Annotated in this window: 23 protein-coding genes; 15 read left to right on the top strand and 8 right to left on the bottom strand. The window is 66.0% G+C overall.

The features are described from left to right. Positions 1-17 precede the first annotated feature (17 nt). From ACODRZ_RS02510 to ACODRZ_RS02500, 3 genes are read left to right on the top strand one after another with little or no spacing between them, the layout of a single operon-like run. Positions 18-1,163: a CCA tRNA nucleotidyltransferase gene (locus ACODRZ_RS02510; protein ID WP_488971044.1), complete on the top strand. Its 1,146-nt coding sequence runs from the start codon at positions 18-20 to the stop codon at positions 1,161-1,163. Continuing rightward, positions 1,160-1,792: a retropepsin-like aspartic protease family protein gene (locus ACODRZ_RS02505; protein ID WP_488971045.1), complete on the top strand. Its 633-nt coding sequence runs from the start codon at positions 1,160-1,162 to the stop codon at positions 1,790-1,792. The genes ACODRZ_RS02510 and ACODRZ_RS02505 overlap by 4 nt, the downstream gene beginning before the upstream one ends. Before the next feature lie 42 nt (positions 1,793-1,834). Then, positions 1,835-2,482 carry a retropepsin-like aspartic protease family protein gene (locus tag ACODRZ_RS02500; RefSeq protein ID WP_488971046.1) on the top strand — a complete coding sequence of 216 codons (648 nt, stop codon included), beginning with the start codon at positions 1,835-1,837 and terminating at the stop codon, positions 2,480-2,482. 66 nt (positions 2,483-2,548) lie between these two features. On the opposite strand, the gene parC is transcribed toward ACODRZ_RS02500, so the two are convergent. Beyond that, complete coding sequence (parC, locus tag ACODRZ_RS02495) at positions 2,549-4,843, bottom strand: DNA topoisomerase IV subunit A (RefSeq protein WP_488970752.1); 2,295 nt, start codon at positions 4,841-4,843, stop codon at positions 2,549-2,551. A 116-nt stretch (positions 4,844-4,959) separates the two neighbouring features. On the opposite strand from parC, the gene ACODRZ_RS02490 reads away from it, so the two are divergent. Continuing rightward, on the top strand, positions 4,960-5,826 hold the full coding sequence (locus tag ACODRZ_RS02490; protein ID WP_488986161.1) for a DUF4349 domain-containing protein: 867 nt from the start codon (positions 4,960-4,962) through the stop codon (positions 5,824-5,826). A 6-nt stretch (positions 5,827-5,832) separates the two neighbouring features. Here the strand turns inward: ACODRZ_RS02490 and ACODRZ_RS02485 are convergent, their stop codons facing one another. Genes ACODRZ_RS02485 through ACODRZ_RS02475 form a run of 3 tightly spaced genes read right to left on the bottom strand, consistent with a single transcriptional unit; the run spans position 5,833 to position 8,307 of the window. Further along, complete coding sequence (locus tag ACODRZ_RS02485; RefSeq protein ID WP_271183415.1) at positions 5,833-6,165, bottom strand: 2Fe-2S iron-sulfur cluster-binding protein; 333 nt, start codon at positions 6,163-6,165, stop codon at positions 5,833-5,835. 1 nt (position 6,166) lies between these two features. After that, the gene (locus tag ACODRZ_RS02480; RefSeq protein WP_488970754.1) at positions 6,167-7,255 is read right to left on the bottom strand and encodes a cysteine desulfurase family protein; all 1,089 of its coding nucleotides are present in this window, start codon (positions 7,253-7,255) and stop codon (positions 6,167-6,169) included. Beyond that, entirely contained in the window at positions 7,252-8,307 is a 1,056-nt protein-coding gene (locus tag ACODRZ_RS02475) for a cysteine desulfurase family protein (RefSeq protein WP_488970755.1), read from the bottom strand. The genes ACODRZ_RS02480 and ACODRZ_RS02475 overlap by 4 nt, the downstream gene beginning before the upstream one ends. Before the next feature lie 136 nt (positions 8,308-8,443). On the opposite strand from ACODRZ_RS02475, the gene ACODRZ_RS02470 reads away from it, so the two are divergent. Further along, a complete protein-coding gene (locus ACODRZ_RS02470; RefSeq protein ID WP_103095607.1) occupies positions 8,444-9,100 on the top strand; it encodes an alpha/beta hydrolase in 657 nt (218 codons plus the stop codon). Between the two features lie 162 nt (positions 9,101-9,262). On the opposite strand, the gene ACODRZ_RS02465 is transcribed toward ACODRZ_RS02470, so the two are convergent. Continuing rightward, positions 9,263-9,475: a hypothetical protein gene (locus tag ACODRZ_RS02465; protein WP_488970756.1), complete on the bottom strand. Its 213-nt coding sequence runs from the start codon at positions 9,473-9,475 to the stop codon at positions 9,263-9,265. A 242-nt stretch (positions 9,476-9,717) separates the two neighbouring features. Between ACODRZ_RS02465 and ACODRZ_RS02460 the strand changes: the two genes are divergently transcribed. Continuing rightward, a complete protein-coding gene (locus ACODRZ_RS02460; protein ID WP_488970757.1) occupies positions 9,718-11,547 on the top strand; it encodes a DUF885 domain-containing protein in 1,830 nt (609 codons plus the stop codon). A 42-nt stretch (positions 11,548-11,589) separates the two neighbouring features. Here ACODRZ_RS02460 and ACODRZ_RS02455 read toward each other — a convergent pair whose 3' ends face one another. Continuing rightward, on the bottom strand, positions 11,590-11,943 hold the full coding sequence (locus tag ACODRZ_RS02455; protein ID WP_008829463.1) for a hypothetical protein: 354 nt from the start codon (positions 11,941-11,943) through the stop codon (positions 11,590-11,592). 256 nt (positions 11,944-12,199) lie between these two features. On the opposite strand from ACODRZ_RS02455, the gene ACODRZ_RS02450 reads away from it, so the two are divergent. Further along, on the top strand, positions 12,200-13,279 hold the full coding sequence (locus ACODRZ_RS02450) for an MlaA family lipoprotein (protein WP_488970758.1): 1,080 nt from the start codon (positions 12,200-12,202) through the stop codon (positions 13,277-13,279). Between the two features lie 185 nt (positions 13,280-13,464). On the opposite strand, the gene ACODRZ_RS02445 is transcribed toward ACODRZ_RS02450, so the two are convergent. Then, entirely contained in the window at positions 13,465-15,069 is a 1,605-nt protein-coding gene (locus ACODRZ_RS02445) for a phosphoenolpyruvate carboxykinase (RefSeq protein ID WP_488970759.1), read from the bottom strand. A 274-nt stretch (positions 15,070-15,343) separates the two neighbouring features. On the opposite strand from ACODRZ_RS02445, the gene ACODRZ_RS02440 reads away from it, so the two are divergent. From ACODRZ_RS02440 to ACODRZ_RS02405, 8 genes are all read left to right on the top strand, one after another. After that, positions 15,344-16,087 (top strand): response regulator, encoded by a 744-nt coding sequence (locus tag ACODRZ_RS02440; RefSeq protein WP_488970901.1) that lies wholly within the window; start codon positions 15,344-15,346, stop codon positions 16,085-16,087. Next, on the top strand, positions 16,080-17,651 hold the full coding sequence (locus ACODRZ_RS02435; RefSeq protein WP_488970760.1) for a sensor histidine kinase: 1,572 nt from the start codon (positions 16,080-16,082) through the stop codon (positions 17,649-17,651). Before ACODRZ_RS02440 ends, ACODRZ_RS02435 begins: the two co-directional genes overlap by 8 nt. Beyond that, the gene (locus tag ACODRZ_RS02430) at positions 17,648-18,073 is read left to right on the top strand and encodes an HPr kinase/phosphorylase (protein ID WP_488970761.1); all 426 of its coding nucleotides are present in this window, start codon (positions 17,648-17,650) and stop codon (positions 18,071-18,073) included. The genes ACODRZ_RS02435 and ACODRZ_RS02430 overlap by 4 nt, the downstream gene beginning before the upstream one ends. Positions 18,074-18,143: 70 nt before the next feature. Next, entirely contained in the window at positions 18,144-19,061 is a 918-nt protein-coding gene (rapZ, locus tag ACODRZ_RS02425; RefSeq protein ID WP_488970762.1) for an RNase adapter RapZ, read from the top strand. 48 nt (positions 19,062-19,109) lie between these two features. Next, positions 19,110-19,514, top strand: coding sequence for a PTS sugar transporter subunit IIA (locus ACODRZ_RS02420; RefSeq protein WP_103095616.1), 405 nt, complete (start codon positions 19,110-19,112; stop codon positions 19,512-19,514). Beyond that, complete coding sequence (locus tag ACODRZ_RS02415; protein ID WP_488970763.1) at positions 19,511-19,789, top strand: HPr family phosphocarrier protein; 279 nt, start codon at positions 19,511-19,513, stop codon at positions 19,787-19,789. The genes ACODRZ_RS02420 and ACODRZ_RS02415 overlap by 4 nt, the downstream gene beginning before the upstream one ends. After that, complete coding sequence (locus tag ACODRZ_RS02410; RefSeq protein ID WP_488970764.1) at positions 19,786-20,619, top strand: TrmH family RNA methyltransferase; 834 nt, start codon at positions 19,786-19,788, stop codon at positions 20,617-20,619. Before ACODRZ_RS02415 ends, ACODRZ_RS02410 begins: the two co-directional genes overlap by 4 nt. A 51-nt stretch (positions 20,620-20,670) precedes the next feature. After that, positions 20,671-21,093, top strand: coding sequence for an META domain-containing protein (locus ACODRZ_RS02405; RefSeq protein ID WP_488970765.1), 423 nt, complete (start codon positions 20,671-20,673; stop codon positions 21,091-21,093). A gap of 36 nt (positions 21,094-21,129) precedes the next feature. Here ACODRZ_RS02405 and ACODRZ_RS02400 read toward each other — a convergent pair whose 3' ends face one another. After that, positions 21,130-22,680 carry a DNA recombination protein RmuC gene (locus tag ACODRZ_RS02400; RefSeq protein WP_488970766.1) on the bottom strand — a complete coding sequence of 517 codons (1,551 nt, stop codon included), beginning with the start codon at positions 22,678-22,680 and terminating at the stop codon, positions 21,130-21,132. Positions 22,681-22,737 lie beyond the last annotated feature (57 nt).

Raw genomic sequence — 22,737 nt, 5'->3', positions numbered from 1 at the left:
CCCTAAGCGCCCCGTGGATGCACCGCGAAGACCTTGCCGGACTCGTCGCCGCGCTGGGAGAAGGCAATGCCCGCTATGTCGGCGGAGCCGTGCGCGACACGCTGCTGGGCCTGCCGGTCAAGGACATCGACATGGCCACGGTGCTCCTGCCCGAAGCGGTGATCGAGCGACTGAATGCCGCCGGCATCCGCAACGTCCCCACCGGCATCGAGCACGGCACCGTCACCGCCGTTCTCCCCCACGGCCCGGTGGAAATCACCACCCTGCGCCACGACGTTTCCACTGATGGCCGCCGCGCGACGGTCGCCTTCGCGCAGGACTGGCGAGAGGATGCGGCACGCCGGGACTTCACGATCAATGCGCTCTACGCCGATCCGCGCGGCGGCGAGGTCCACGACTGGTTCGACGGCCTCACCGACCTATCGGTCCGCCGCGTCCGCTTCATCGGCGACGCGCGCGAGCGGATCCGCGAGGATCACTTACGCATCTTGCGCTATTTCCGCTTTCAGGCCCGCTTCGGCTCCACGCCCGCAGATGCCGAGGCGGAAGCCGCCTGTTCGGAACTGGCCGCGACGCTCAAGGGCCTCTCGCGCGAGCGGGTGGGCATGGAGACGATGAACCTGCTGGGCCTCCCCAACCCGGCGCCGACGGTGCAGCGGATGCACGATCTCGGCGTACTGCAGGTCATCCTGCCCGAAGCCGATCCCGATGCCCTTGCCGCGCTTGTCGTGGCCGAGCGGGCGCAAGGCATCGCGCCCGAGGCGATCCGTCGGCTGGCCGCGCTGCTCCCCGCGCAACCGGCACTGGCGGAACAAGTCGCCGCGCGCTTTCGCCTCTCCACCACGCAAAAGAAGCGACTCGCCCTTGCCGCCGCGCGCGAAGAATCGCCTTCTGAACCGCGTGCTCTCGCCTATCGTCTCGGCCGCGATGCAGCGCTCGACCGGTTACTGATTGCCGGAGCCGACGTCTCCCCGCTCACGGGTTGGGACGTGCCGACGATGCCGCTCAAGGGCGGCCAGATCGTCGCGCGGGGGGTCGGCGCGGGGCCTGACGTGGCGCGCATCCTGCGCCGGGTCGAGGATCGCTGGATCGCCGAGGGATTCCCTGAGGGCGAGCGCATCGATGCCCTGCTCGACGAAGTGCTGGCGGAAGCGCGGGCGTGAACCTTCCCGATCTCATCGGCTTCCTGATCGGTCAGCCGCTGCTTTCGTTGACGATCGCGGCAATCCTGCTGGCGGTGGCAGCCGGGATGGTCGGCGCGGGCAATCCCCGCCTCGGGCGCGTGATGCGCAACTGCGCTTACCTCGGCCTGATCGCGGCGCTGCTGCTGACCGTGGCGGAACTGGCCGGACACAACGGACGGTCGGAAGCGGCGCTCTGGCTCGACGCCACCCGCCCGGCCGAGATAGTCGGAAAGGAAACCGTCATCGCCATGCGCGCCGACGGGCATTTCTGGGTGGAGGCGCAGGTGAACGGCGAGCCGGTCGAATTCCTGATCGATACCGGCGCGACGTACACCGGCATCTCGCAGCGCGTGGCCGAGCGGGTCGGCATCCAGCCCGATCCGGAAGATCGCGGCATGATCCTCGATACCGCCAACGGCTCGATCGTCGCGCGGCGGGGTACGGCCAATGTGGTGCGCTTCGGCGGCATCGAGGCGAATGCCCTGACAGTCGCCATCGGTCCCGACACCGAGGTCGACACCAACGTCATCGGCATGAACCTGTTGTCGCAGCTGGCCGCGTGGCGGGTCGAGGGTCGGCGGCTCATCCTGACGCCAAAGCCGAAGTGACAGTCAGCGTCGCGAAAGCCGCCGTGTGATAGAGCTGCCGCCATGGACATTGCCGAGATCCTGAAATTCCTTGCCGGGCAGCCCCTGCTGGCCCTCGCCTTTGCGGGCATCGTCGCGAGCATGGCCGGCGGAATGTTGCGGCCCCCGCTTCCGCTGCTGGGCGGCTTGCTGCGCGGGGTGGGAAATCTCGGCCTGCTCGCCGCGATGCTGCTGACGATCGCTCAGGTGACGCGCCTGACCACCGGTGCGGACTTCGCCCTTCCGCAGCTGGGCATTGAACGCCAGAGCCTCGCGGGCGGGGAGACGCGCGTGCCGATGCAGCCGGACGGCCACTTCTGGATCAGCGCCACGGTCAACGGCGTGAAGCGCGATTTCCTCGTCGATACCGGTGCCACGCTGACCGCGATCTCGCCCGCGACGGCGCAGGAGGCGGGGCTCAAGGCCAATCCGCTCAACCGCTCGGTGCTGATGCGCACGGCAAACGGGACGGTGGAAGCGCAACTGGCGGTGATCGACGAATTGAGAATGGGCAATGTCGTCGCGCGCGAGATCGATGCGGTGGTGGCGCCGGGGCTCGGCGACGCCAATGTCATCGGCATGAACCTGCTGTCGCGGCTTTCCAGCTGGCGAGTGGAGGGCAAGACGCTGATCCTGGTGCCGCATCACCCGCAGGATATGGAACAGAGCTGATTTGCGCATGCCTGCCGGGGCTTCGACAAGCTCAGCCTGAGCTTGTCGAAGCCCCGGCAGCATATACTACCCCTGGAACTTGTTGTCCCGCGGGAACCCGTTCGGCGGCAGCCGCCCGGCCGCACCGCGCGCGACCTTCCAGAGCGCCATGTCCTTTTCGGTGCGCGTGCGACCGCTCTCGCCGCCCATGGTCCACGAGAGGCCGTCCTCCAGCCTGAGCGTGGTTACGTCGGCCATGCCGCCATCGCGGTAGCGCTGGAGCGAGACCCCCTGCCCCTTGGCCATGACCGGCAGTTCCTCGAGGCTGAAGATCACCAGCTTGCGGTTGTCGCCAACCACCGCGACATGATCGTGCTCGGCGGGAATTTCGCGCACGACGGTCAGCGTGACGCCGGGCTTGGTGGACATGACCGCGCGGCCCTTGCGGGTTTCGGCGAGCAGTTCGTCCATCTCCGCCGCGAAACCGCGCCCGAGGTTGGAGGCGAGCAGCAGTTGCCCCTTCGCCTTGTACGGAATGGCCGCGACGATGTGGGCGTCGGCGTCGATATCGACCATCGTGCGGATCGGTTCACCGAAGCCGCGCGCGCCGGGTAGCTTGTCTGCGCCGAGCGTATAGAAGCGTCCGTTGTCCAGTGCGATCAGGATCTTGTCCGTCGTCTGCGCATGGAAGGCGAAGGCGGGGCCATCGCCTTCCTTGAACTTGAAGTCGCCATCCAGCGCCACATGGCCCCTGGCCGCCCGGATCCAGCCACGCGCGGAGAGGATCACCGTGACCGGCTCCTTCTCGATCATCGCATCCATGGAGAACTCAACGGTCTTGGTCGCCTGCGCGATCGTCGTGCGGCGGCGGCCGAGCACGGTGTCCTCGGCGTAGTCCTTGCGCAAGGTGGCAAGGTCGCGCTTGATGCGGGTGCGCTGGCGGGCTGGGCTTTCAAGCAGCTTGTTGAGGTCGTCCTGCTCCTTGAGCAGTTCCTCGTGCTCCTTGCGCAGTTCCATCTCCTCCAGCTTGCGCAAACTGCGCAGGCGCATGTTGAGAATGGCTTCGGCCTGGCGGTCGGTCAGTTCGAACTCGGCGATCATCACCGGCTTGGGCTCATCCTCGGTGCGGATGATCTCGATGATCCGGTCGAGATTGAGGTAAGCGATGATGTAGCCCGCCACCAGTTCGAGGCGCGAGGCGATCTTTTCCAGCCGGTGCCGGGTACGGCGCAGCAGGATGTCGATCTGGCTGTAGACCCACTCCGACAGCAGCAGCTTGAGCCCCAGAACGCCCGGTGTGCGGTGAGAATCCAGCACGTTGAGGTTGAGGCTGAACCGGCTTTCGAGGTCGGTCAGCTTGTAAAGGCTTTCCTTCAGCAATTCCGGGTCGACGTTGCGGCTCTTGGGGACGAGGACGAGGCGGATTTCCTCGTCGCTCTCGTCGCGAATGTCCTCGAGGATCGGCAGCTTGCGATCGCCGATCAGCGCGGCGATCTGCTCGATCAGCTTGCCCTTCGGCAGCATGTAGGGAATCTCGGTGACCACCAGTTGCCACTGGCCGGAGCCCAGCTTTTCGATGCCGGTCTCTTCCCACGCCCCGTCCGCACCGCGCCCGGTCGAGAAACGCGCTCGCACGCGAAAACCGCCCTTGCCGGTCTCGTAAGCGTGGCTGATCGCCTCGGGACTATCGACTACGAGACCGCCGGTCGCGAAGTCGGGGCCTTTGAAGACCTCCATCAACTGCGCGTGCTCGGCATGGGGATTGTCGATCAGCAGCAGCGTGGCGTCGATGATCTCAGCGACGTTGTGGCTGGGGATCGAGGTCGCCATGCCGACCGCGATGCCAGTGGCACCATTCGCCAGCAGGTTCGGGAAGATGCCGGGGAAGATGTCCGGCTCGCTCTCCTCACCATTGTAGGTCGGGATGAAATCGACGGTGCCCTCGTCCAGCCCCGCCATGAGCTGGATCGCGGTCTTGGTCAGGCGCGCTTCGGTGTAGCGGTAGGCCGCCGCGTTATCGCCGTCGATGTTGCCGAAGTTGCCCTGCCCCTGCACCAGCGGATAGCGCAGCGAGAAGTCCTGAGCGAGGCGCACCATAGCATCGTAGACCGAGGCGTCGCCATGCGGGTGGTACTTACCGATGACGTCGCCGACGACGCGAGCAGACTTCTTGTAGGCACTGGCCGGGTCCAGCTTGAGCTGGCGCATTGCCCAGAGGAGGCGGCGATGCACCGGCTTCAGGCCATCGCGCAGATCGGGCAGCGAGCGCGCGGTGATGGTGGACAGCGCGTATACAAGATAGCGCTCGGACAGCGCCGCATCGAAGGGCGCATCGACGATGGCGTCGAAAGGATCGGATTCGTCGTCTGTCGTGGTCACCATGGTGGCCGAACCCTAGCAGCGCCGGTGCCCACGCCAAAGCCGATTTCAGCCGTTTTCCAGAACTTGCGACTGCGATAGCCTCGATCGCGAATCGCGGGAGTTCCAAGAGGATGAAGATGCGTCGTTCGTTGCTGCTGCCGATCCTGCTCGCCACCACCGTTTCCGGCTGCGGGAGCGAACCCGCTTCCGAACAACAGGCGACCACAGTCGACATCCGCGAGGAGCCGCCGACACCCGCCCAGGCGGCCGGGGAAGGCAAGAAGTCTGAAGCCATCTCCGTCAGCGCACCGAACGCCCCGCGCATCGCCTATGTCTATGAATACGGATACCGCCTGCCCGCAGACCGCATAGCCGAAGTCCAGCGCAAGCAGGCCGACATGTGCGAGCGTCTGGGGCCGACGCAGTGCCAGATCCTCGACATGAAGCAGGGCAGCGCGGAGGGGAACTACGCTTCAGGCTCGCTGTCGCTGGCAGTCGCCGCGCCGCGTTCGCGCGCATTCGGCGCGGAACTGGGCCGGGTGGCGGGGAGTGCCGGTGGATCACAGGTTTCCGGCGGCATTTCCGGCGAAGACTTGTCGAAGCAGATGGTCGATACCGAGGCCCGCCTTCGCGCCCGCACCGTGCTGCGCGACCGGCTGATGGAAGTGCTCGCCACGCGCAAAGGCACCGTCGCCGAACTGGTCGAGGCCGAGCGCGGCGTCGCGCAAGTGAACGAGGAAATCGATCAGGCACAAAGCTGGTTGGCGGAAATGCAGAACCGCGTGAACTTCAGCCGCGTGAACCTGACTTACGAAGCCGGATCGCCCGCCAGCGGCGGTTTCCTCGCGCCGATCCGGGGCGCACTGGGCAACGTCGGCTCGGTACTGGGCACGATCGTCGCCATGCTTATCATGCTGGGCGCAGTAGCGATTCCGCTGGGTGTCGTCGGCCTCGCCATCCGCTGGGGCGTGCTGTACTGGCGGAGGCGCTCTCCGACCGAGTGACGCGGATCAGCCGATCTGCATGTCCCTGACGACGCCGGGGATGCGTACCGCGATACCGTTCAGCGCGTCGGTCAGCTGTATCTGACAGGACAGGCGGCTGGTGCGCGTCACCCCGGCGGCAAGGTCGAGCATGTCTTCCTCGTCATCCGAGGCGGGGATCAGCTTGTCGAACCAGTCGGGCGAAATGATCACGTGGCAGGTCGAGCAGGCCATCTGGCCCTCGCACGTTCCTTCGAGCGGCATCCCGGCGTTCTGAGCCACTTCCAGCAGGCGCGATCCCGGCTCGGCCTGCGCCGAGACCCGTGATCCGTCGATATTCACAAACAGGACGTCAACCAAGTCATACTCCCTGCGCCGCCGCAGCGGCATCTATTCTGGCGCAGGCATCCTCAATTTCCCTTGGGGTACTATATCGCCCGAATCCCAGACGGATAGAGCTTTTGGCGTCCCTATCCGAAAGACCCAGTGCCTGCAGTACGTGGCTTGGTCTACCCGATCCGCTGGCGCAGGCCGAGCCTGCCGAAAAGGCGAGGTCACGCAGGTCGGACATCAGCCGCGCGACGTCCAGACCGTCTAGGCGCACGTTGAGATTGCCGTGCCAGCGCTGCGTCACCGAGCCGTTAAGTGTCCATCGCGAAAGGATTTCCTTCGCCCGGTTCCACAGGCAGGCGACGTGAGCGGCGTCCTCCTCCATGCGTTCGCTGGCCAGCTTCGCGGCCGCGCCGAAGCCTGCGCAAAGCATCGGGCTCAGCGTTCCCGAGCGCAGTCCCTGCTCCTGCGCGCCGCCCCTGATCAGGGGTGCGAGGTCGAGCCCATCGCGCACCCACAGCGCCCCGATACCCTTCGGACCGTGGAACTTATGGGCACTCAACGCTACCATAGAGGCACCCAAGGGCACCCTGAGCTTGCCAACGCCCTGCACCGCATCACACAGGAACAGCGCACCGGCAGCCTGCGCACGCTCGGCGAGACGGTCGACCGGCTGGACGGTTCCGATCTCGTTGTTGACCTGCATGACAGCGACTAGATCGGCATTTCCGATTCCCGCCTCGCCATCGACGAGGCCCTCGCCATCGACCGGCAGCACCGTCAGGTCGGCATCGACATTGCGCGCCGTGTCGAGCACCGCTGCATGCTCGATCGCCGAGACCGCGAGGCGCCGCGCGCCGCTGCCGAGGATCGCGAGGTTGATCGCCTCGGTCGCGCCGGAGGTGAAGATCACTCGCCCGCCCGGCGGCATCAGCGCGGCGACTTGCGCGCGGGCGACCTCGACTGCGGCAGCGGCGGCGCGACCCGGCCGGTGGGGGCTATGCGGGTTGGCGAAGCCGCCCGCGCCGCGCTCCCACTCCGGCCCGGCGAGCCACGGCAGCATCGCCTCGCGCGCTTCCGGCGCGAGTGGGGTGGTCGCCTGATAGTCGAGGTAGATCATGCGTTCACCTCGGCCCAGGCTTGGGCGAAGGCGTCCAGTTCCTCCGGCGTCGTGTTCCAGCCCAGCGAGATGCGGACGGTGCGCTTCGCCGTATCCGCATCGATGCCAAAGCCCTGCAGCACCCGGCTCTGCTTGAGCGTGCCCGAGGAACAGGCGCTCCCGGCGGAGATCGCGAACCCCTTGGCATCCATGCGGATCAACATCGCCGTCGCGGAAATCTTCGGCGCGGCAACGGCAAAGATGTGCGAACACTCCAAGCCGGGCTGGATCACTTCGCCGTGATCGTAGAGCCGACTCTTGAAGTCGAAGCGCTGCTCCGCGCTGGTGGCCCAGCTTTCGATGCCTCCCGCTTCCAGCGCCGCTGCAAAGCCCAGCGCACCGGGCAGGTTCTCGGTCCCGGCGCGGTAGCCGCGCTCCTGACCGCCGCTGGGCTCGATGATCGCGAAGTCGCGGACCAGCAGCGCGCCGATGCCGATCGGGCCACCCAGCTTGTGCGCCGAAAGCACGATCATGTCGGCGTCGGGGAGAACCGCCTTCCCGGCAGACTGCGAGCAATCGGCAAGGAACAGTCCCCCGATCTCGCGCACCTGCTCTGCCAGCGGGTTGCCCGCATAAGGCAGCAGCACCGTTCCGGTTTCCGAATTGATCGACTGCACCGCCACCACTGCCCGTCCCGGCCGGGCGAGCGCCGCCGCAAGCGCATCGCCATCCACCTCGCCGCCGGTCACCGGCAACTCCTCGGCATCCGGCGCCGCGCGGAACACTGCGTCATGCTCCACCGCCGAGACGAGCCGCCGCTCCGCCTTGGCCCGGCCGAGGCCCAGCGCCAGCGCCTCGCTCGCGCCCGAAGTGAAGATCACCTCTCCCGGCCAGCCCAGTGCCGCCTTCACCCGCGCGCGGGCATCCTCCAGCGCCGCGCGGGCGGCGCGGCCCGCCGCGTGGGGGCTCGACGGATTGGCCCAGATCGCCGCTCCCTCCAGCCAGGCATCGCGGGCAGAGGGCATCATCGGCGTCGTCGCCGCATGGTCGAGATAGATGTTCGGGAGGGCCATTGCGTGCGACGTTGCTTGCGAAGTTGTTTTCGGGACGAATATTTCTATATAGCCAACCTTCCTCTTTTCCACTCCCGCGACGGATCGCTGCACAGGCGACTCGCGGGAGTTTCAACAAGTCAGGCCGCAAACACCCATGCCCGCAGTCATCTTCCCCGGTCCCGAAGGTCGTCTCGAAGGTCGTTTCCAGCCCGCAACGCGCCCGCGTGCGCCGGTGGCGATGATCCTCCACCCGCACCCGCAGGCGGGCGGCACGATGAACGACCGCATCACCCAGCACCTCTACAAGACCTTCGTGGCGCGCGGTTTCGCGACCCTGCGCTTCAACTTCCGCGGCGTCGGCCGCAGCCAGGGCAGCTTCGACAACGGCATCGGCGAACTGTCGGACGCAGCGGCGGCGCTCGACTGGGTGCAGTCGATCCACCCCGAAGCCTCGACCACCTGGATCGCGGGCTATTCGTTCGGCGCGCTGATCGGCATGCAGCTGCTGATGCGCCGTCCGGAGATTCGCGGATTCATCTCGGTGGCACCGCCCGCGAACATGTACGACTTCTCGTTCCTCGCGCCCTGCCCGGCCTCGGGCATCATCATCCAGGGCACCGGCGATACGGTCGTCACGCCCAACGCGGTGCAGAAGCTGGTCGACAAGCTGCGCACTCAGAAGCACATCACCATCCACCATGACGAAATCCCGCGCGCGAACCACTTCTTCGAGCACGAGACGCCGGAACTGATGCGCTCGGTCGACAACTACCTCGACATGCGCCTCGCGCCGGATTGCCCGATCAAGTGACGTGAGGCCGTTGGCGCCCGCAAAGCGGGCGCTTACGCTCTTGCGTCACCCTGAACCTGGTTCAGGGTCCATTGTGCCTGTTCTTCAGGTCTGTGAGTGAGGCACGATGGATGCTGAAACAAGTTCAGCATGACGATGATTTGTATAACAGGCGTCGGAGCATCACTCCGGCGCCTGTTCCTTTTTGGCCTCGCTCGACAGCGACCGGCCGTCGCGCCCCGGCAGCGTCCAGATCGCGATGTTGACGACCATCACCCCCGCCAGCACCAGCATAAGCGTCGCCTGCTTGCGATAGCCGCCGCGCCGCAACAACGCGATCGCTCCCAGCACGAGCGCGATGACGGTAAGCACGAGAAGCGAGAGCGCGATGTCCATGGTGCTGTCCTATAGCAAGATGGCGCGAAGGCGAACCGTGTAGGGAGGCGAATGGGGCCGCCCGTCTTTCCTTCTCTTCGTCACCCTGAACTCGTTTCAGGGTGACGGCGGCGTAACGGAAACGGGATTTACGATACTCCGGCGGCGAGTGGAAAGCCCCTCCCCGCTCAGCATGAGCGGCGTGCTCGAAACAATACCTCCGGTAGTTTGACACCCTTGAACCGCCTCGCCATCGTTCAGCTATGAACCACTCCCCCCACTCGATCTCCCGGCGCGGCACGCTCCAGATGCTCACCGCCGGAACCGCCGCCCTTGCCCTCCCGATGCGCGCGCTGGCGGCGACTTCGCCCAGTGCCGCCGCACTGCTCGACGAGATCGCGTGGAGCCTGCTCGACCACGTTCCTGAAACCGCCACCGGGCTCGGCGTCGATACCGGCGCTCATGCCGCCTTGCGTTCGCGCATGGAGGACCGCTCGCAGGCCGGGCGGGATGCCTATGCCGCCACCTTGCGCAAGGGCCTCGCCCGGATCGAGGCGTTCGACGCCAAGGGGCTCGACCACTCCACGCGCACCAGCCTCGCCGTCGTGAAAAGTGCGTTCGGCATCGCGCTGGAAGGCTTCGCGCTGCCTTATGGCGACGTCGCGGTGGGCGGCTGGCGCAACACGCCTTACGTCGTCATCCAGAACGTCGGCGCCTATCTCGACGCCCCGCGCTTCCTTGACGCCGACCATCCCGTCAACACGCCTGCCGACGCCGATGCGTGGATCGCACGCCTTGCACAGCTGGAAGACCAACTCGACGGCGAACGCGGCAGGATCGCTGATGCCGCCGCGAAGGGTCTGGTGCCGCCCGACTTCCTGCTCGACCGCGCCATCGCGCAGATGACCAGCACGATCGCCGACGCGCGCAAGGACGGCGGCAGCCTCGCCGCCTCGATCGCCGGGCGTACGGGCAAGATGAGCGGCACTTGGGCCACCGATGCCCGCCGCATCATCGCCGCCGACGTCGTACCTGCGCTGGAGCGCCAGCTTGCCGAACTCCAGCGCCAGCGCGGGCTCGCGAAAAGCGATCCCGGCATGCGCGAAAGGCCGCATGGGGCTGAATATTACGCCTGGGCACTGCGGGCGAGCACCACGACCCGCGTCCCGCCCGAGGAAGTCCATCAGCGCGGTCTGCAGGAACTTGCCGAACTGCACGCGCGGATGGACCCGATCCTCAAGTCACTCGGCTATACCACCGGCACCGTCGGCGCCCGGATGACCGCTCTCGGCGAAGACAAGCGCTTTATGTTCGCCGAGGGCGATCCCGGCCGCGGGGAAATCCTCGCCTTCATCCAGAAGCGCATCGACTGGATTCGCGCGCAGATGCCGCGCGCCTTCCGCGAACTCGTGCCCGGCAATGTCGAGGTGCGCCGCCTCCCTCTGTCGGAGGAACCCGGCGCCCCGACCGCTTATGGCGGCGCCGGCTCGAAGGACGGCACCGTGCCCGGCAAGATGTGGATCAACTTGCGCACCACCGACCTCCATCGCAAGTACGACCTGCCCACCCTCGTCCATCACGAGGCGATCCCCGGTCACGTCTGGCAGGGCGAATATGCCAACCGACTGCCGCTGATCCGCTCGATCCTGGCGTTCAACGCCTATTCCGAAGGCTGGGCGCTCTACGGCGAGCAGCTGGCCGACGAACTCGGCGCCTATGACGACGATCCGGTCGGGCGGCTCGGCTACCTGCAGTCGCTGGCGTTCCGTGCCTGCCGCATGGTGGTGGATACCGGGCTCCATGCGAAGGGCTGGAGCCGCGAGGAGGCGGTGCGTTTCTTCATGGAGAAGAACGGCAACAAGCGCGAGGAAGTGGTGAACGAGGTGGACCGCTACTGCTCATGGCCGGGTCAGGCCTGCGGCTACAAGATGGGCCACTCGCAGATCGTGGCGCAGCGAAAGCGCGCGCAGGATGCGCTGGGCGCCGCCTATGATCTGCGCGATTACGACCAGACGATCGTGGACGGTGGCAACGTCCCGCTCGACGTCCTGGCCCAGAACGTCAGCGAATATATCGCCGCGAAGAAGCGGTAAATACGGTGCCCTCCCGGAAGGAATCCGGGAGGGCTCGTGAGTTCACGACTTGCCGAACAGGCCCTTCGCCATGCCGGCGAGGTCGTCCATGACGCTGCCGTCGCCGTCCTTGTCGAAGAAGCTGGCCGCCTTGCCGGGGTCGGAGGCGATCGCGCTGGCGAACTGGGTCAGCGAACCCTCGCCGCCGATCTGGCTGATCAGCTGCTGGATCGTGCCGACGTCGAGCCCGCTGCGCTCCGCCGCGAGCTGCGCCGTGTCGCCGTCCTGCTGGTGCGCGATGCCGAGCGCGGCGATCGCCTTTTCCGCCACCGCCGGGTCGAGCCCCAGCTTGGTCGCGAGGTTGGTCACGTCCGCATGTTCACTGACCTGGCCGAGGATGCCGTCGAAAAGTCCCATGTGTCTCACTCCAATGATGGACCCGTTGAATATGGGACCACGGCGTGACGAACGGAAGGCATGAAATGTCCCCATTCGCCGCACCTGTCCCCGCACGCCTGCCTGCCCTTTCGCGGGGATAAGGTGCAAGGCACGCAATTGACGAATAGGGCAGCGGAGGATAGCGCTCCTAGTCACACTTGCGTATGGTTGGGGGCAGCCTGAGCCGGGGTGTATTCTGACGCTGTGGGCGCGAGAGCCCGACAAGGACTAACGCATGAGCCTGACGGCTGCCGCTGTCGCGGTGATGATAAGCTCGGTCGCCCCCGAGGCCGGTGTTCCGGCCACGACCCCGGTAACGACCGAAGCGACGACCGTTTCCCAGCCCGCCACGGATGCGGCCGCCGACGTACAGGCAGCGCCCGCGCAGCCCACGACTGACGCCGCTGCGCCCGCCGAGCAGGCTGACGCGCCTTCCGATCCCGCGCAGACCGGCAACGAAATCATCGTCATGCCGCGCAAGCCCCCGCCGCCGGGCGACCCGCTGGAGCGCATCAACGAAAAGTCGTTCCAGACCGTGCAGGCGGTCGACAAGGCCGTGCTCGAACCTGTCGCCAAGGTCTACAACAAGGGCCTGCCGCGTCCGGTCCGTCAGGGCCTGCGCAACTTCTTCTCGAACCTGACCGAGCCGGTCGTGTTCGTCGCCTACCTGCTGGAGCTGAAGCCCGGCAAGGCCGCCGAGACGGTGGGCCGCTTCGCGATCAACACCACGATCGGCGCGGCGGGCTTCATCGACATGGCCAAGCGCAAGCCGTTCAACCTGCCTTACCGCCCGAACGGCCTCGCAAACGTACTGGGCTATTACGGCGTCGGGCCGGGTCCGTATTTCTACCTGCCGATCGTCGGCCCAACGACGCTGCGCGACATCATCGGCGACACCGTCGACCGGGCGCTGCTGCCCGCCGTCGTGGGCTCGCCGTTCAACAAGCCCGAGGTCGTGATCCCCTCGACCATCCTCAGCCAGCTGGGCGAACGCGCCGCCTTCGACGACGAAATCCGCCGCATCCGCGAGGAAGAGAACCCCTACGCAGCCTATCGCGAACTCTACCTGCAACAGCGCAAGGCGGAGATCGAGGCGCTGCACGGCCGGGTCACGCCGGGCGTCGTGCCGGTCTATGGCCCCGGCATGAAGACGGCTGGCAAGGCGAAGTCTGCGGACCAGGCCGCACCGGAAACCCCGGCTGCCGAAGCGCCTGCTCCGGAGGCAAGGGTGCCGGAAGCCGCTGCTCCGACGACGACCACGCCGGAGGTTTCCGCACCTGCTCCGTCCATCGTGCCGGAACCCGTGCAGCCTTAGGCCCCAGCCTCGTCATTGCGAGCGTAGCGAAGCAATCCAGGGCGGCGTTCAACTGCCCTGGATTGCTTCGCTACGCTCGCAATGACGAACGGTGGGTTGACGCGCTTAGAATCAGATCGAGGCTTCGGCGTAAAAAGGCCCCGGAACCGCAGTTCCGGGGCCTTCTTCATGCATCACCGCCAGCCTCAGGCCGCGACGGGAGCCGCCTTGCGGACGCCCTCGTCGACATGCTCCTCGAACTGCTCGAAGTTGTCGATGAACTGCTTCACAAGCGTCTGCGCGGTCTTGTCGTACTCGGCGCCGTCCGCCCACGCACCGCGCGGGTCGAGCAGCTTGGTATCGACACCCGGCACTTCCACCGGAACCTCGAAGCCGAAGTTCGGGTCTTCGCGGAATTCCGCATCGTTGAGGCTGCCGTCGAGCGCAGCATTGAGCAGCGCGCGGGTCGCCTTGATCGGCATGCGCTTGATGCCTTCCATGGTCGCCTTGCCGCCCGACCAGCCGGTGTTCACCAGCCAGCACTTCACGCCGCCCTTGGCGATGCGCTCCTTGAGGAGATTGCCGTAGACCGAGGGATGACGCGGCATGAACGGCGCACCGAAGCACGTCGAGAACGTCGCTTCCGGCTCGGTTACGCCGATCTCGGTGCCCGCGACGCGCGCGGTGTAACCCGAGAGGAAGTGATACATCGCCTGATCGGGCGTCAGCCGCGCGATCGGAGGCAGCACGCCGTAAGCGTCGGCCGTGAGGAAGATCAGGTTCTGCGGCACCGGCCCGAGGTTCTTCTCCGAGCAGTTCGGAATGAAGTCGATCGGGTAGGAACCGCGGCTGTTCTCCGCCAGCGCATTGTCGTCGAGGTCGATCTTGCGGGTTACCGGGTCGATCACGACATTTTCCAGCACGGTGCCGAAGCGGCGGGTGGTGGCGTAGATTTCCGGCTCGGCCTCTTCGGACAGGCGGATCATCTTAGCATAGCAGCCGCCCTCGAAGTTGAACACGGCAGTGTCCGACCAGCCATGCTCGTCATCGCCGATCAGCGTGCGGCTAGCGTCGGCCGAAAGCGTGGTCTTTCCGGTACCCGAAAGTCCGAAGAACACAGCCGTATCGCCGTCCGGCCCGATGTTGGCCGAGCAGTGCATCGGCATCACGCCCTTCACCGGCAGCAGGTAGTTGAGGATGCCGAAGACCGACTTCTTCATCTCGCCCGCATAAGCGGTGCCGCCGATCAGGATCAGCTTCTCGGTGAAGTTCACCGCGATCACCGTCTCCGAACGCGAGCCGTGGCGCGCGGGATCGGCGCGGAAGCTCGGCAGGTCGATGATGGTGTATTCCGGTGCGAAGCCCTCCAGCTCCGTCGCGGTCGGACGCACCAGCAGCGTCTTGATGAACAGGTTGTGCCAGGCGAACTCGTTGATCACGCGAACGTTGACGCGGTGTTCCGGCTGCGAACCGCCGAACAGGTCGGCGACATAAAGCGTGTCCTTCTCACCCAGCGCCGCGAGGAAATCCTCTTTCAGCGCCGCGAAATGCTCGGGCGTCATCGGCACGTTGGTCTTGCCCCACCACACGGTGCTTTCCGTCTCGGCGTCCTTGACGATGAACTTGTCCTTCGCCGAGCGGCCGGTGTGCTTGCCGGTGGCGACGACGAAAGGACCGTCAGCCGAAAGCACGCCTTCCCCGTTCTTCACCGCATGCTCGACCAGAGGGGCCGTACCGAGGTTCGCGAAGATCTGGGCCTTCGTCTCTATGCCCTGTTTCGAGAGCGGATGGTTAAGGGTGGTCAATGTCATCTCCTCCAAAAGATGGCGTCGTTACGGGTATTCCCGCTGACGCTAAGTCGATTCCTGCGCAAGAATCGTGCCGCCGACTAAGCGGTGGTCTCTTTTCCGTCAAATTGACTTCAATTGGAACCATCAAGGGTTATTGGACCTTACATTTAATCTCCGCAGCACGAGAATTTGCCATGCGCAGGCAGAGCGGCTAGTCAGGCTCGCCCATGCAGCAGAAAGCACCGTCGCCGCGTCCATGGCCGATCCTTTGAACGCTCCTGCCGACGACACGCCGATGCTGCCGACCGCGGCCCCTGTCGCCACACCACGCCAGCAGACGATCGCGCTCGTCGATGACGACCGCAACATCCTCACCACGCTATCGATCAGCCTCCATGCAGAGGGGTTCGCCACGCGCGTCTACGCGGACGGCGAAACGGCGCTGAAGGCCCTGCTCGAGAACCCGCCCGACCTGGCGATCTTCGACGTGAAGATGCCGCGCATGGACGGCCTGGAACTGCTCAAGGTGTTACGCGCACAATCGTCGCTTCCGGTGATCTTCCTGACATCCAAGGACGAGGAGCCGGACGAGGCGCTGGGCCTTGCGATGGGTGCCGACGATTACATTGCCAAGCCCTTCAGCCAGCGCCTGCTGGTCGCCCGGATTCGAGCAATCCTGCGCCGCAGCGAACTGGCCAAGGCCGCGCCCGAGGAAGCCTCCGGCGCAGACATGCCCGAACCCGTCGTGCGCGGCAGGCTTGCGCTCGATCCGGCGCGCCATCAGGTCACCTGGGACGGCAAGCCCGTCTCGCTCACCGTCACCGAATTCCTGATCCTCGAGGCCATGGCCCTGCGCCCGGGCGTGGTAAAAAGCCGCAATCAGCTGATGGACGCCGCCTACAGCGACGACGTCTACGTGGATGACAGAACCATCGACAGCCACATCAAGCGCCTGCGCCGCAAGTTCCGCGCCGTCGATCCCGAATTCGGCGCGATCGACACGCTTTACGGCGCCGGCTATTCCTTCGCCGATGGCTGAGCGATCGCGCTCACGCCGGCGGCGTCCGGTGCGGCTGCTCCTGTCCTGGCGGGTATCGCTGACCGCGCGCATCCTTGCGGTCAACTTCATCGCGCTAGCCCTGCTCGCGGGCAGCCTTTTCTATATCGACAGCTACCGCAACGAACTGCTGGCCGAGCGCTATCGCCTCGCGAAGTCGGAAGCGGAGATCACCGCCGACGCACTTGCCGACGAAAACCCCGCCGGGCGTCTCGCGCTGATCGCCCGCATCGGTACCGAACAGGATTTGCGCCTGCGCCTGTTCGACACCAGCGGCGAACTGGCCGGCGACAGCTTCAAACTGGCTCCGCCGTCCTATCGCCTGATCGACCCGGCCTCCGAACCGTGGCTGCAGGATGCCGCGCGGATGCTCGACCGGGGAATGGACTTCATCCTCGGCGCCCCGGAAATCGCCGACTACCGCGACCCTGCCGACACCAGCGCGCGCGGCTGGCCCGAAGTGCGCGCGGCGCTGGTCGGCCGGGAAACCTGGATCAACCACAAGGCCGCGCCGGACCGAACCCCGGTCATCATCGCCGCCACCCCGGTCGGCACCGATGGCTCCGCGCTGCTGGTGACCCGCAACGCCCGCGACATCACCGAGAACGTGCGGATGGCGCGCCAGACCCTCGCGATCATCGTCGGCGGCGCGCTGGGCGTCTCGATCCTGCTCTCGCTGTTCCTCGCGCGCACCATCGTCGAGCCGCTGCGCAAGCTGGTGCGCGCCGCCGTGCGCGTGCGCCTCGGCCGCGACCGCAGCGTCATCGTCCCGCGCCTGCCCGACCGCCGCGACGAGATCGGCCTGCTCGCCCGCGCCATCTCCGACATGAGCGGCGCCCTGCGCCAGCGCATCGACGCGGTCGAGAGCTTCGCCGCCGACGTCGCGCACGAACTCAAGAACCCGCTGACCTCGCTGCGCAGCGCGCTTGAGACGCTTGAACGTGTCGATCAACCCGACTTGCGCCGCCAGCTCCTCGGCATCGCCCAGGACGACGTGCGCCGCATCGACTTTCTCGTCACCGAGATCGCCGACGCAAGCCGCATCGACGCCCAACTCAGCCGCACGACGTTCGAGCCCGTCGACATGGGCCGCCTCGTCCAGAACCTCGTCGCCGAACGCGACCAGCGCGGCGTCAACGGCTCCAGCCCGGTCATCGTGACGATCGAGGATGCGGAACTGACAGTCCCCGGCGACCCGCCGCGCCTCGAACGTGTACTGCAGAACCTCATCGACAATGCCGTGTCGTTCTCGCCCCCGGACGGCGCCATCGAGATCACCCTGTCGCAAGACGACAACCGCGTGAAGATCGCCGTCGCCGACCACGGCCCCGGCATCCCGGAAGGCTCGCGCGAGCGCGTGTTCGAACGCTTCCACTCCCTGCGCCCGTCGCGCGAGGAATTCGGCACCCACAGCGGCCTCGGCCTCGCCATCGCACGAACCATCGTGGAGGCCCACTTCGGCCGCCTCGTCGCCACCGACCGCACCGACGGCCAGCCCGGCGCACGGCTCGTCATCTCGTTGCCGCGCTGGGAGAACGAGGCATGAGCGCCCAGGCCCGCCAATCGACCTGCGTTGCCATCGGCAACCGCGCCGTGCTGATCGAAGGCGCTCCGGGCTCAGGCAAATCCAGCCTCGCACTGGCCCTGATAGATCGGGGCGCAATGCTGATCGGCGACGATTCCGTGATGCTCGAAGCCCGTGACGGGCGCTTGTTCGCCAGCCCCCACCCCCGCACGCGCAGCCTGCTGGAAGTCCGCAACCTCGGCCTGATCCCGCACGGCTGCATCGAAAATGTCCCGGTGGCCCTCGTCCTGCACCTCGACGACTCTGCCCCTCGCTACATCGAAAGTCCCGAGAGCATTACGATCAGCGGTATCGAGATGCCTCTCATCCGCCTTGCCCCGCACGACACGGTCCTCGCGATCAAGACGGAGCTTGCCCTGAAACACTACGGATTGCCCGGATAAAACCCCTCGCACGGCGGGGAAGACCTTTTGGCCCCTTCCCTTTCCCGGCGGCAGGGCGCAGATAGCGCTGATGGGGACCAAAGTGGGAAATCCGCAGCGCTTGCTGCTGGTTACGGGCATGCTGGGCGCGGGCAAGACGACGGCCTTGCGCGTGTTGGAAGACCTCGGCTGGGAAATCGTCGACAATTTCCCGGTCCGCATGCTCGAAGCGCTCATCGACGGCGCCCCCGAAGGCGATCCCACCCCGCTCGCCATCGGCTTCGATTCGCGCACGCGCGGCTTCGACCCCGAGCGCGTGATCGCGCAGGTGAAGAGCCTCAGCGAACGCCGCGACCTCGAAATCACGACGATGTTCCTCGACTGCTCCAGCAAGGAACTGGAACGCCGCTACAACGAAACACGCCGCCGCCATGCCCTTGCCGCCGATGCGCCGGTCTCCACTGGCATCCGGGCGGAGCGTGAATTGCTCGCCCCGCTGCGTCGCTGGGCCGACCTGCTGATCGAGACCACCGAGTTCACCTCGAACGACCTGCAGCGGACGATTCGCGAACGTTTCGCCGAGAGCACCACCGACGAACTCACCGTCACCGTCTCCAGCTTCGGCTTCTCGCGCGGGATGCCGCCTGTCGCCGATCTGGTCTTCGACATGCGCTTTCTCGACAACCCGCACTGGGATGCCGAACTGCGCCCGCAGACCGGACAGGACGCTCCGGTCGGCGATTATATCCGCAAGGACCCCGCATGGGACGAGGCCTTTGCCCGCATCCGCGACCTCATCCTGCTGCTGCTGCCCCGCTACCGGGCGCAGGGGAAAGCCTACGTGCACATTGCCTTCGGCTGCACCGGAGGGAAACATCGTTCGGTATTCACGGCAGAACAGATCGCAGCGGTCTTGCGTCAATCGGGATTTTCGCCCACATTGCTGCACCGCAACCTGGGCTCACGGGCGGCGGATCTTCTCGAAGGGGGTCTGCGGCGTGGAAAATAGAGACATGAACCGGGTGCGATTGCAGGAATTTCGGAGCGCACTCCCGGCATGATCGGCATGATTCTGGTTACTCACGGCAATCTCGCCGAGGAGTTCGTACACGCGATGGAACACGTCGTCGGCGATCAGGCCGATGTCGAGACCGTCTGTATCGGCCCGAACGACGACATGGAACGCCGCCGCTCCGAAATCGCCGACGCTATCGTGAAGGTGGACAGCGGCGAAGGCGTGATCATCCTGACCGACCTGTTCGGCGGCACGCCCTCCAACCTTGCGATCTCACTGATGCAGGCTGGCAAGGTCGAGGTGATCGCCGGTATCAACCTGCCGATGCTGATCCGCCTCGCCAAGGCGCGCGGGTGCATGCCGGTGCGCGAAGCGGTTGCCGCCGCGCGCGATGCAGGTCGCAACTACATCACGATCGCCAGCGAATATCTGGGGCAGGACGCATGATCGACTGCCGTGATTCTGTGCTGATCGTCAACAAGCGCGGCCTGCACGCCCGTGCCAGCGCGAAGTTCGTCGGCCATGTTGCCGATCTGCCCCCTGCGGTCTCCGTCACCGTCAGCAAGGACGGCATGTCAGCGGCGGGCGGCTCGATCCTCGGCCTCATGATGCTGGGCGCCGCCAAGGGCGACACCATCGAGATCGCCTGCTCGGGCGACGGTGCCGATACCGCACTCGCGGTGCTGGCGGGTCTGGTGCGCGACGGCTTCGGCGAAGAGTGAGCACGCAAGAGACGCCGGGCGGCATCGAGCGCCGCACAATCACCGGCTTTTCCAACCCCCTCGTCAAGTTCCTGCGCTCCCTGCGCGACAAGAAGCACCGCAAGCGCGAGAAGCGCTTTCTGGCCGAAGGGCTGCGCCTGCTGACCGACGCGCGGGAATGCGGCGTACTGCCCGAAATGCTGGTCATGGCCATTGGCCGCGACCCCCATCCGCTGCTCGACGCTCTTGAAACGGCGGTGGCCGCTGCCGGCGGCGAAATCGTCGAGATGGACGTGGAAATCCTCGCCAAAGTGACCGGTAAGGATAACCCGCAGGCCGTCGCGGGCGTCTTCACCGAATTCGACACGCGCCTCGCCAATCTCGACCGGGCAAGCTCGCCGATCTGGCTGGTGGCGCAGGCGCTGCGTGATCCGGGCAATCTGGGCACCATGCTGCGCACCGGCGACGCCGTGGGCGCGGGCGGGCTCATCCTGATCGACGATTGCGCCGACCCCTTTTCGGTCGAGGCCGTTAGGGCCAGCATGGGCGCGATCTTCACACAGAAACTCGCGATCGCACGCTGGGACGAATTCCAGGCCTGGCTGCGTGACGGCAGCGGCCAGCTCGTCGCGGCCTCGCTGCGCGATCCAACCGACTACCGGCAGGCGCCTTATACCGCGCCGTGCTTCCTTATGGTCGGCAACGAATCGCAGGGACTTCCGGCAGATTACGAGCAGGCCTGCGACCTTCGCGTAACCATTCCGATGCTGGGCCGCGCAGACAGTCTGAACGCCGCGGTCGCCGGCGCGGTTCTGGCTTATGAGGCCCTGGCCCACTTGCGCAGTTCCTGAGGCCCGGCGTTCATCCCATCCTCACCTGTCCGGCGTAAGACTGGGCAGGTCATGCGACGACTCGCGCTTTTTCTCTGCCCGGCGCTGCTGGCCGGATGCTCCGATGCCGGAGACGGCTCGCACCTTGCCAAACGCGGCCCAACGGCGGAAAGATGGGCAGGTACTCAGTGGCGCTTCGCCCTCATCGACGGACGCGGTCCGGAAAATGCGGGCGCCCAAGTGTCCTTCGAGGAAAAGCACATTATCGTGCAGGCCGGGTGCAACCGGCTTCAGGGACCATGGCGGCTGGATGCGGGCCGCCTGATCGCCGGGCCTTTTGACCAGATCGAAGCCGCGTGCCCGAATTCATCGTGGGAACAGGGCAATGCCGTGAGCGCCCTCCTCGCCGCAACCCCGCGTGTGACGATCGACGGCAATCGCATGATCCTGCAGTCGAGCGGCCATATGGCGGAACTGACACCCGCAGCCGATTGAGGCTCACCTCAGCGCCGACCCCGCCTCCACAACGGCTTACTCCGCTGCTTCGGCAGCTTCCTCGCTGCGATCCTCGATCTGCGCACCGACATCCGCATAACGCGGTGCCGCTTCGATGGAGGGCACGTCGTCGGAAATCTCGCGCTTGCCGATCTTGATGTGCTTTTCGCTGAGGCGACGGGCACGGCTCATCACATTGCCCTCATAAGTGCGGGCGAAGTCGTTGAAACTGTTTACCGCACGGCCCATGTGGACGCCGACCTTGGAGAGGTCGTCCTGCGTCTTCGCCAGGCTGTCGTAGAGATCGGCCCCCAGCTTGCCGATCTCCCGAGCCTCGCGAGCGAGCCCTTCCTGCTGCCAGACCTGCGCGATCGTGCGGGCAATGGCGACGAGGTTGGTCGGGCTCGCCAGGAGCACCTTGCGATCGAAGGCGAAGTCCCAGAGGCCCGAATCGTGGTCTAGGGCCGCTGCGATGAAGTGTTCGCCGGGCACGAACATGATGACGTAGTCCGGCGCATTCTCGAACTGGCTCTGGTAGCTCTTGGCGCCGAGTGTCTGGATGTGGTTGCGCATCGATGCCGCGTGCTGGCCCATGAAGGCCAGACGCCCCGCCTCGTCCTCGGCCTCGAAGGCGTCCTGATAGGCGTTGAGCGAGACCTTCGCGTCGATGACCAGTTGCTTGTTGCCGGGAATGCGCACGATCGCGTCGGGGCGCAGGCGACCATCCTCGGTGTTGATCGACTGTTCGGTCTCGAAATCGGTGTGCTCGGTCAACCCGCACTGTTCAAGCACGTTCTTGAGTTGCTGTTCGCCCCACCGGCCGCGCGCCTTGGGAGCATTACGCAGCGAATTGCCGAGCCGCACGGCCTCCGCACGCACCATTTCCTGCCCGACCCGCAGCGCCTCGATCTGACCGGTCAACTGGCCGAAGGCATCGACGCGCTTGGCCTCGAGCGATGCGACCTGCTCCTCGTAGCTCTTGAGACGCTGCCCGACCGGGGTGAGGATCGAATTGAGCCGTTCCGCGCTGGCTTTCTCGCTCTGCTCGAAACGTTCCCCCGCACGGCGCAGGAAGGCCTCCTGCGCGCCTGCCAGCACTTTCGCGCCGGCATTCTCGAACTCCTTGCGCAAGGCTTCCTGCGCTTCGAGCAGGAGGCGCTTCTGCTCGTCGAAGTTCGCGGATTTTTCACGCAGAGTGGAAAGTTCATCCGACAGGCTGCGCTGTTCGCGCAAAAGCCCATCCACCCGGGCCGCATTCTCGGCACGGGCCTTTTCCAGAGCCTGCGTCAGGTCTGTTCGGGTACGCTCCACAGCGGCAACGCCGTCATGGCGCAGGCGCTCGGTCAGGGCTTCATGATCGACACGCGCGCGCTCGAGCGCCTGTTCCAGAGCGTCCGCACGCCCGGCCCGCTCACGCGCGGCTTCGAGATCGGCGAAAGCCCTCAGGTAACGGGCATCGCCTTCGCGCGCCTCACGTTCCCGGGTTTCCGCTTGTGCGCGCCATTGCGCAATCGGGCGGGAACCGAAGAACCAGCCTGCTGCAAGGCCGATGACGAGGGCGAGAATCGTGGCGACGACAAGTTCCATTGCCCCAGCCTACCGGAACATTTCAGGAACTCCAGCCCTCGACGCGCATTTTCCACC

It is taken from the genome of Novosphingobium sp. FG90 (genome assembly GCF_057808725.1).
This window is presented reverse-complemented; position numbering and strand designations above follow the sequence as displayed.

Coding starts and splice junctions, on each gene's coding strand:
- ACODRZ_RS02470 (WP_103095607.1), top strand. CDS start 8,444: ATGCCCGCAGTCATCTTCCCCGGTCCCGAAGGTCGTCTCGAAGGTCGT.
- ACODRZ_RS02440 (WP_488970901.1), top strand. CDS start 15,344: ATGCTGCCGACCGCGGCCCCTGTCGCCACACCACGCCAGCAGACGATC.
- ACODRZ_RS02510 (WP_488971044.1), top strand. CDS start 18: ATGCACCGCGAAGACCTTGCCGGACTCGTCGCCGCGCTGGGAGAAGGC.
- rapZ (WP_488970762.1), top strand. CDS start 18,144: ATGGGGACCAAAGTGGGAAATCCGCAGCGCTTGCTGCTGGTTACGGGC.
- ACODRZ_RS02405 (WP_488970765.1), top strand. CDS start 20,671: ATGCGACGACTCGCGCTTTTTCTCTGCCCGGCGCTGCTGGCCGGATGC.
- ACODRZ_RS02455 (WP_008829463.1), bottom strand. CDS start 11,943: ATGGGACTTTTCGACGGCATCCTCGGCCAGGTCAGTGAACATGCGGAC.
- ACODRZ_RS02480 (WP_488970754.1), bottom strand. CDS start 7,255: ATGATCTACCTCGACTATCAGGCGACCACCCCACTCGCGCCGGAAGCG.
- ACODRZ_RS02460 (WP_488970757.1), top strand. CDS start 9,718: ATGAACCACTCCCCCCACTCGATCTCCCGGCGCGGCACGCTCCAGATG.
- parC (WP_488970752.1), bottom strand. CDS start 4,843: ATGGTGACCACGACAGACGACGAATCCGATCCTTTCGACGCCATCGTC.
- ACODRZ_RS02415 (WP_488970763.1), top strand. CDS start 19,511: ATGATCGACTGCCGTGATTCTGTGCTGATCGTCAACAAGCGCGGCCTG.
- ACODRZ_RS02445 (WP_488970759.1), bottom strand. CDS start 15,069: ATGACATTGACCACCCTTAACCATCCGCTCTCGAAACAGGGCATAGAG.
- ACODRZ_RS02430 (WP_488970761.1), top strand. CDS start 17,648: ATGAGCGCCCAGGCCCGCCAATCGACCTGCGTTGCCATCGGCAACCGC.
- ACODRZ_RS02400 (WP_488970766.1), bottom strand. CDS start 22,680: ATGGAACTTGTCGTCGCCACGATTCTCGCCCTCGTCATCGGCCTTGCA.
- ACODRZ_RS02435 (WP_488970760.1), top strand. CDS start 16,080: ATGGCTGAGCGATCGCGCTCACGCCGGCGGCGTCCGGTGCGGCTGCTC.
- ACODRZ_RS02490 (WP_488986161.1), top strand. CDS start 4,960: ATGCGTCGTTCGTTGCTGCTGCCGATCCTGCTCGCCACCACCGTTTCC.
- ACODRZ_RS02475 (WP_488970755.1), bottom strand. CDS start 8,307: ATGGCCCTCCCGAACATCTATCTCGACCATGCGGCGACGACGCCGATG.
- ACODRZ_RS02450 (WP_488970758.1), top strand. CDS start 12,200: ATGAGCCTGACGGCTGCCGCTGTCGCGGTGATGATAAGCTCGGTCGCC.
- ACODRZ_RS02465 (WP_488970756.1), bottom strand. CDS start 9,475: ATGGACATCGCGCTCTCGCTTCTCGTGCTTACCGTCATCGCGCTCGTG.
- ACODRZ_RS02500 (WP_488971046.1), top strand. CDS start 1,835: ATGGACATTGCCGAGATCCTGAAATTCCTTGCCGGGCAGCCCCTGCTG.
- ACODRZ_RS02420 (WP_103095616.1), top strand. CDS start 19,110: ATGATCGGCATGATTCTGGTTACTCACGGCAATCTCGCCGAGGAGTTC.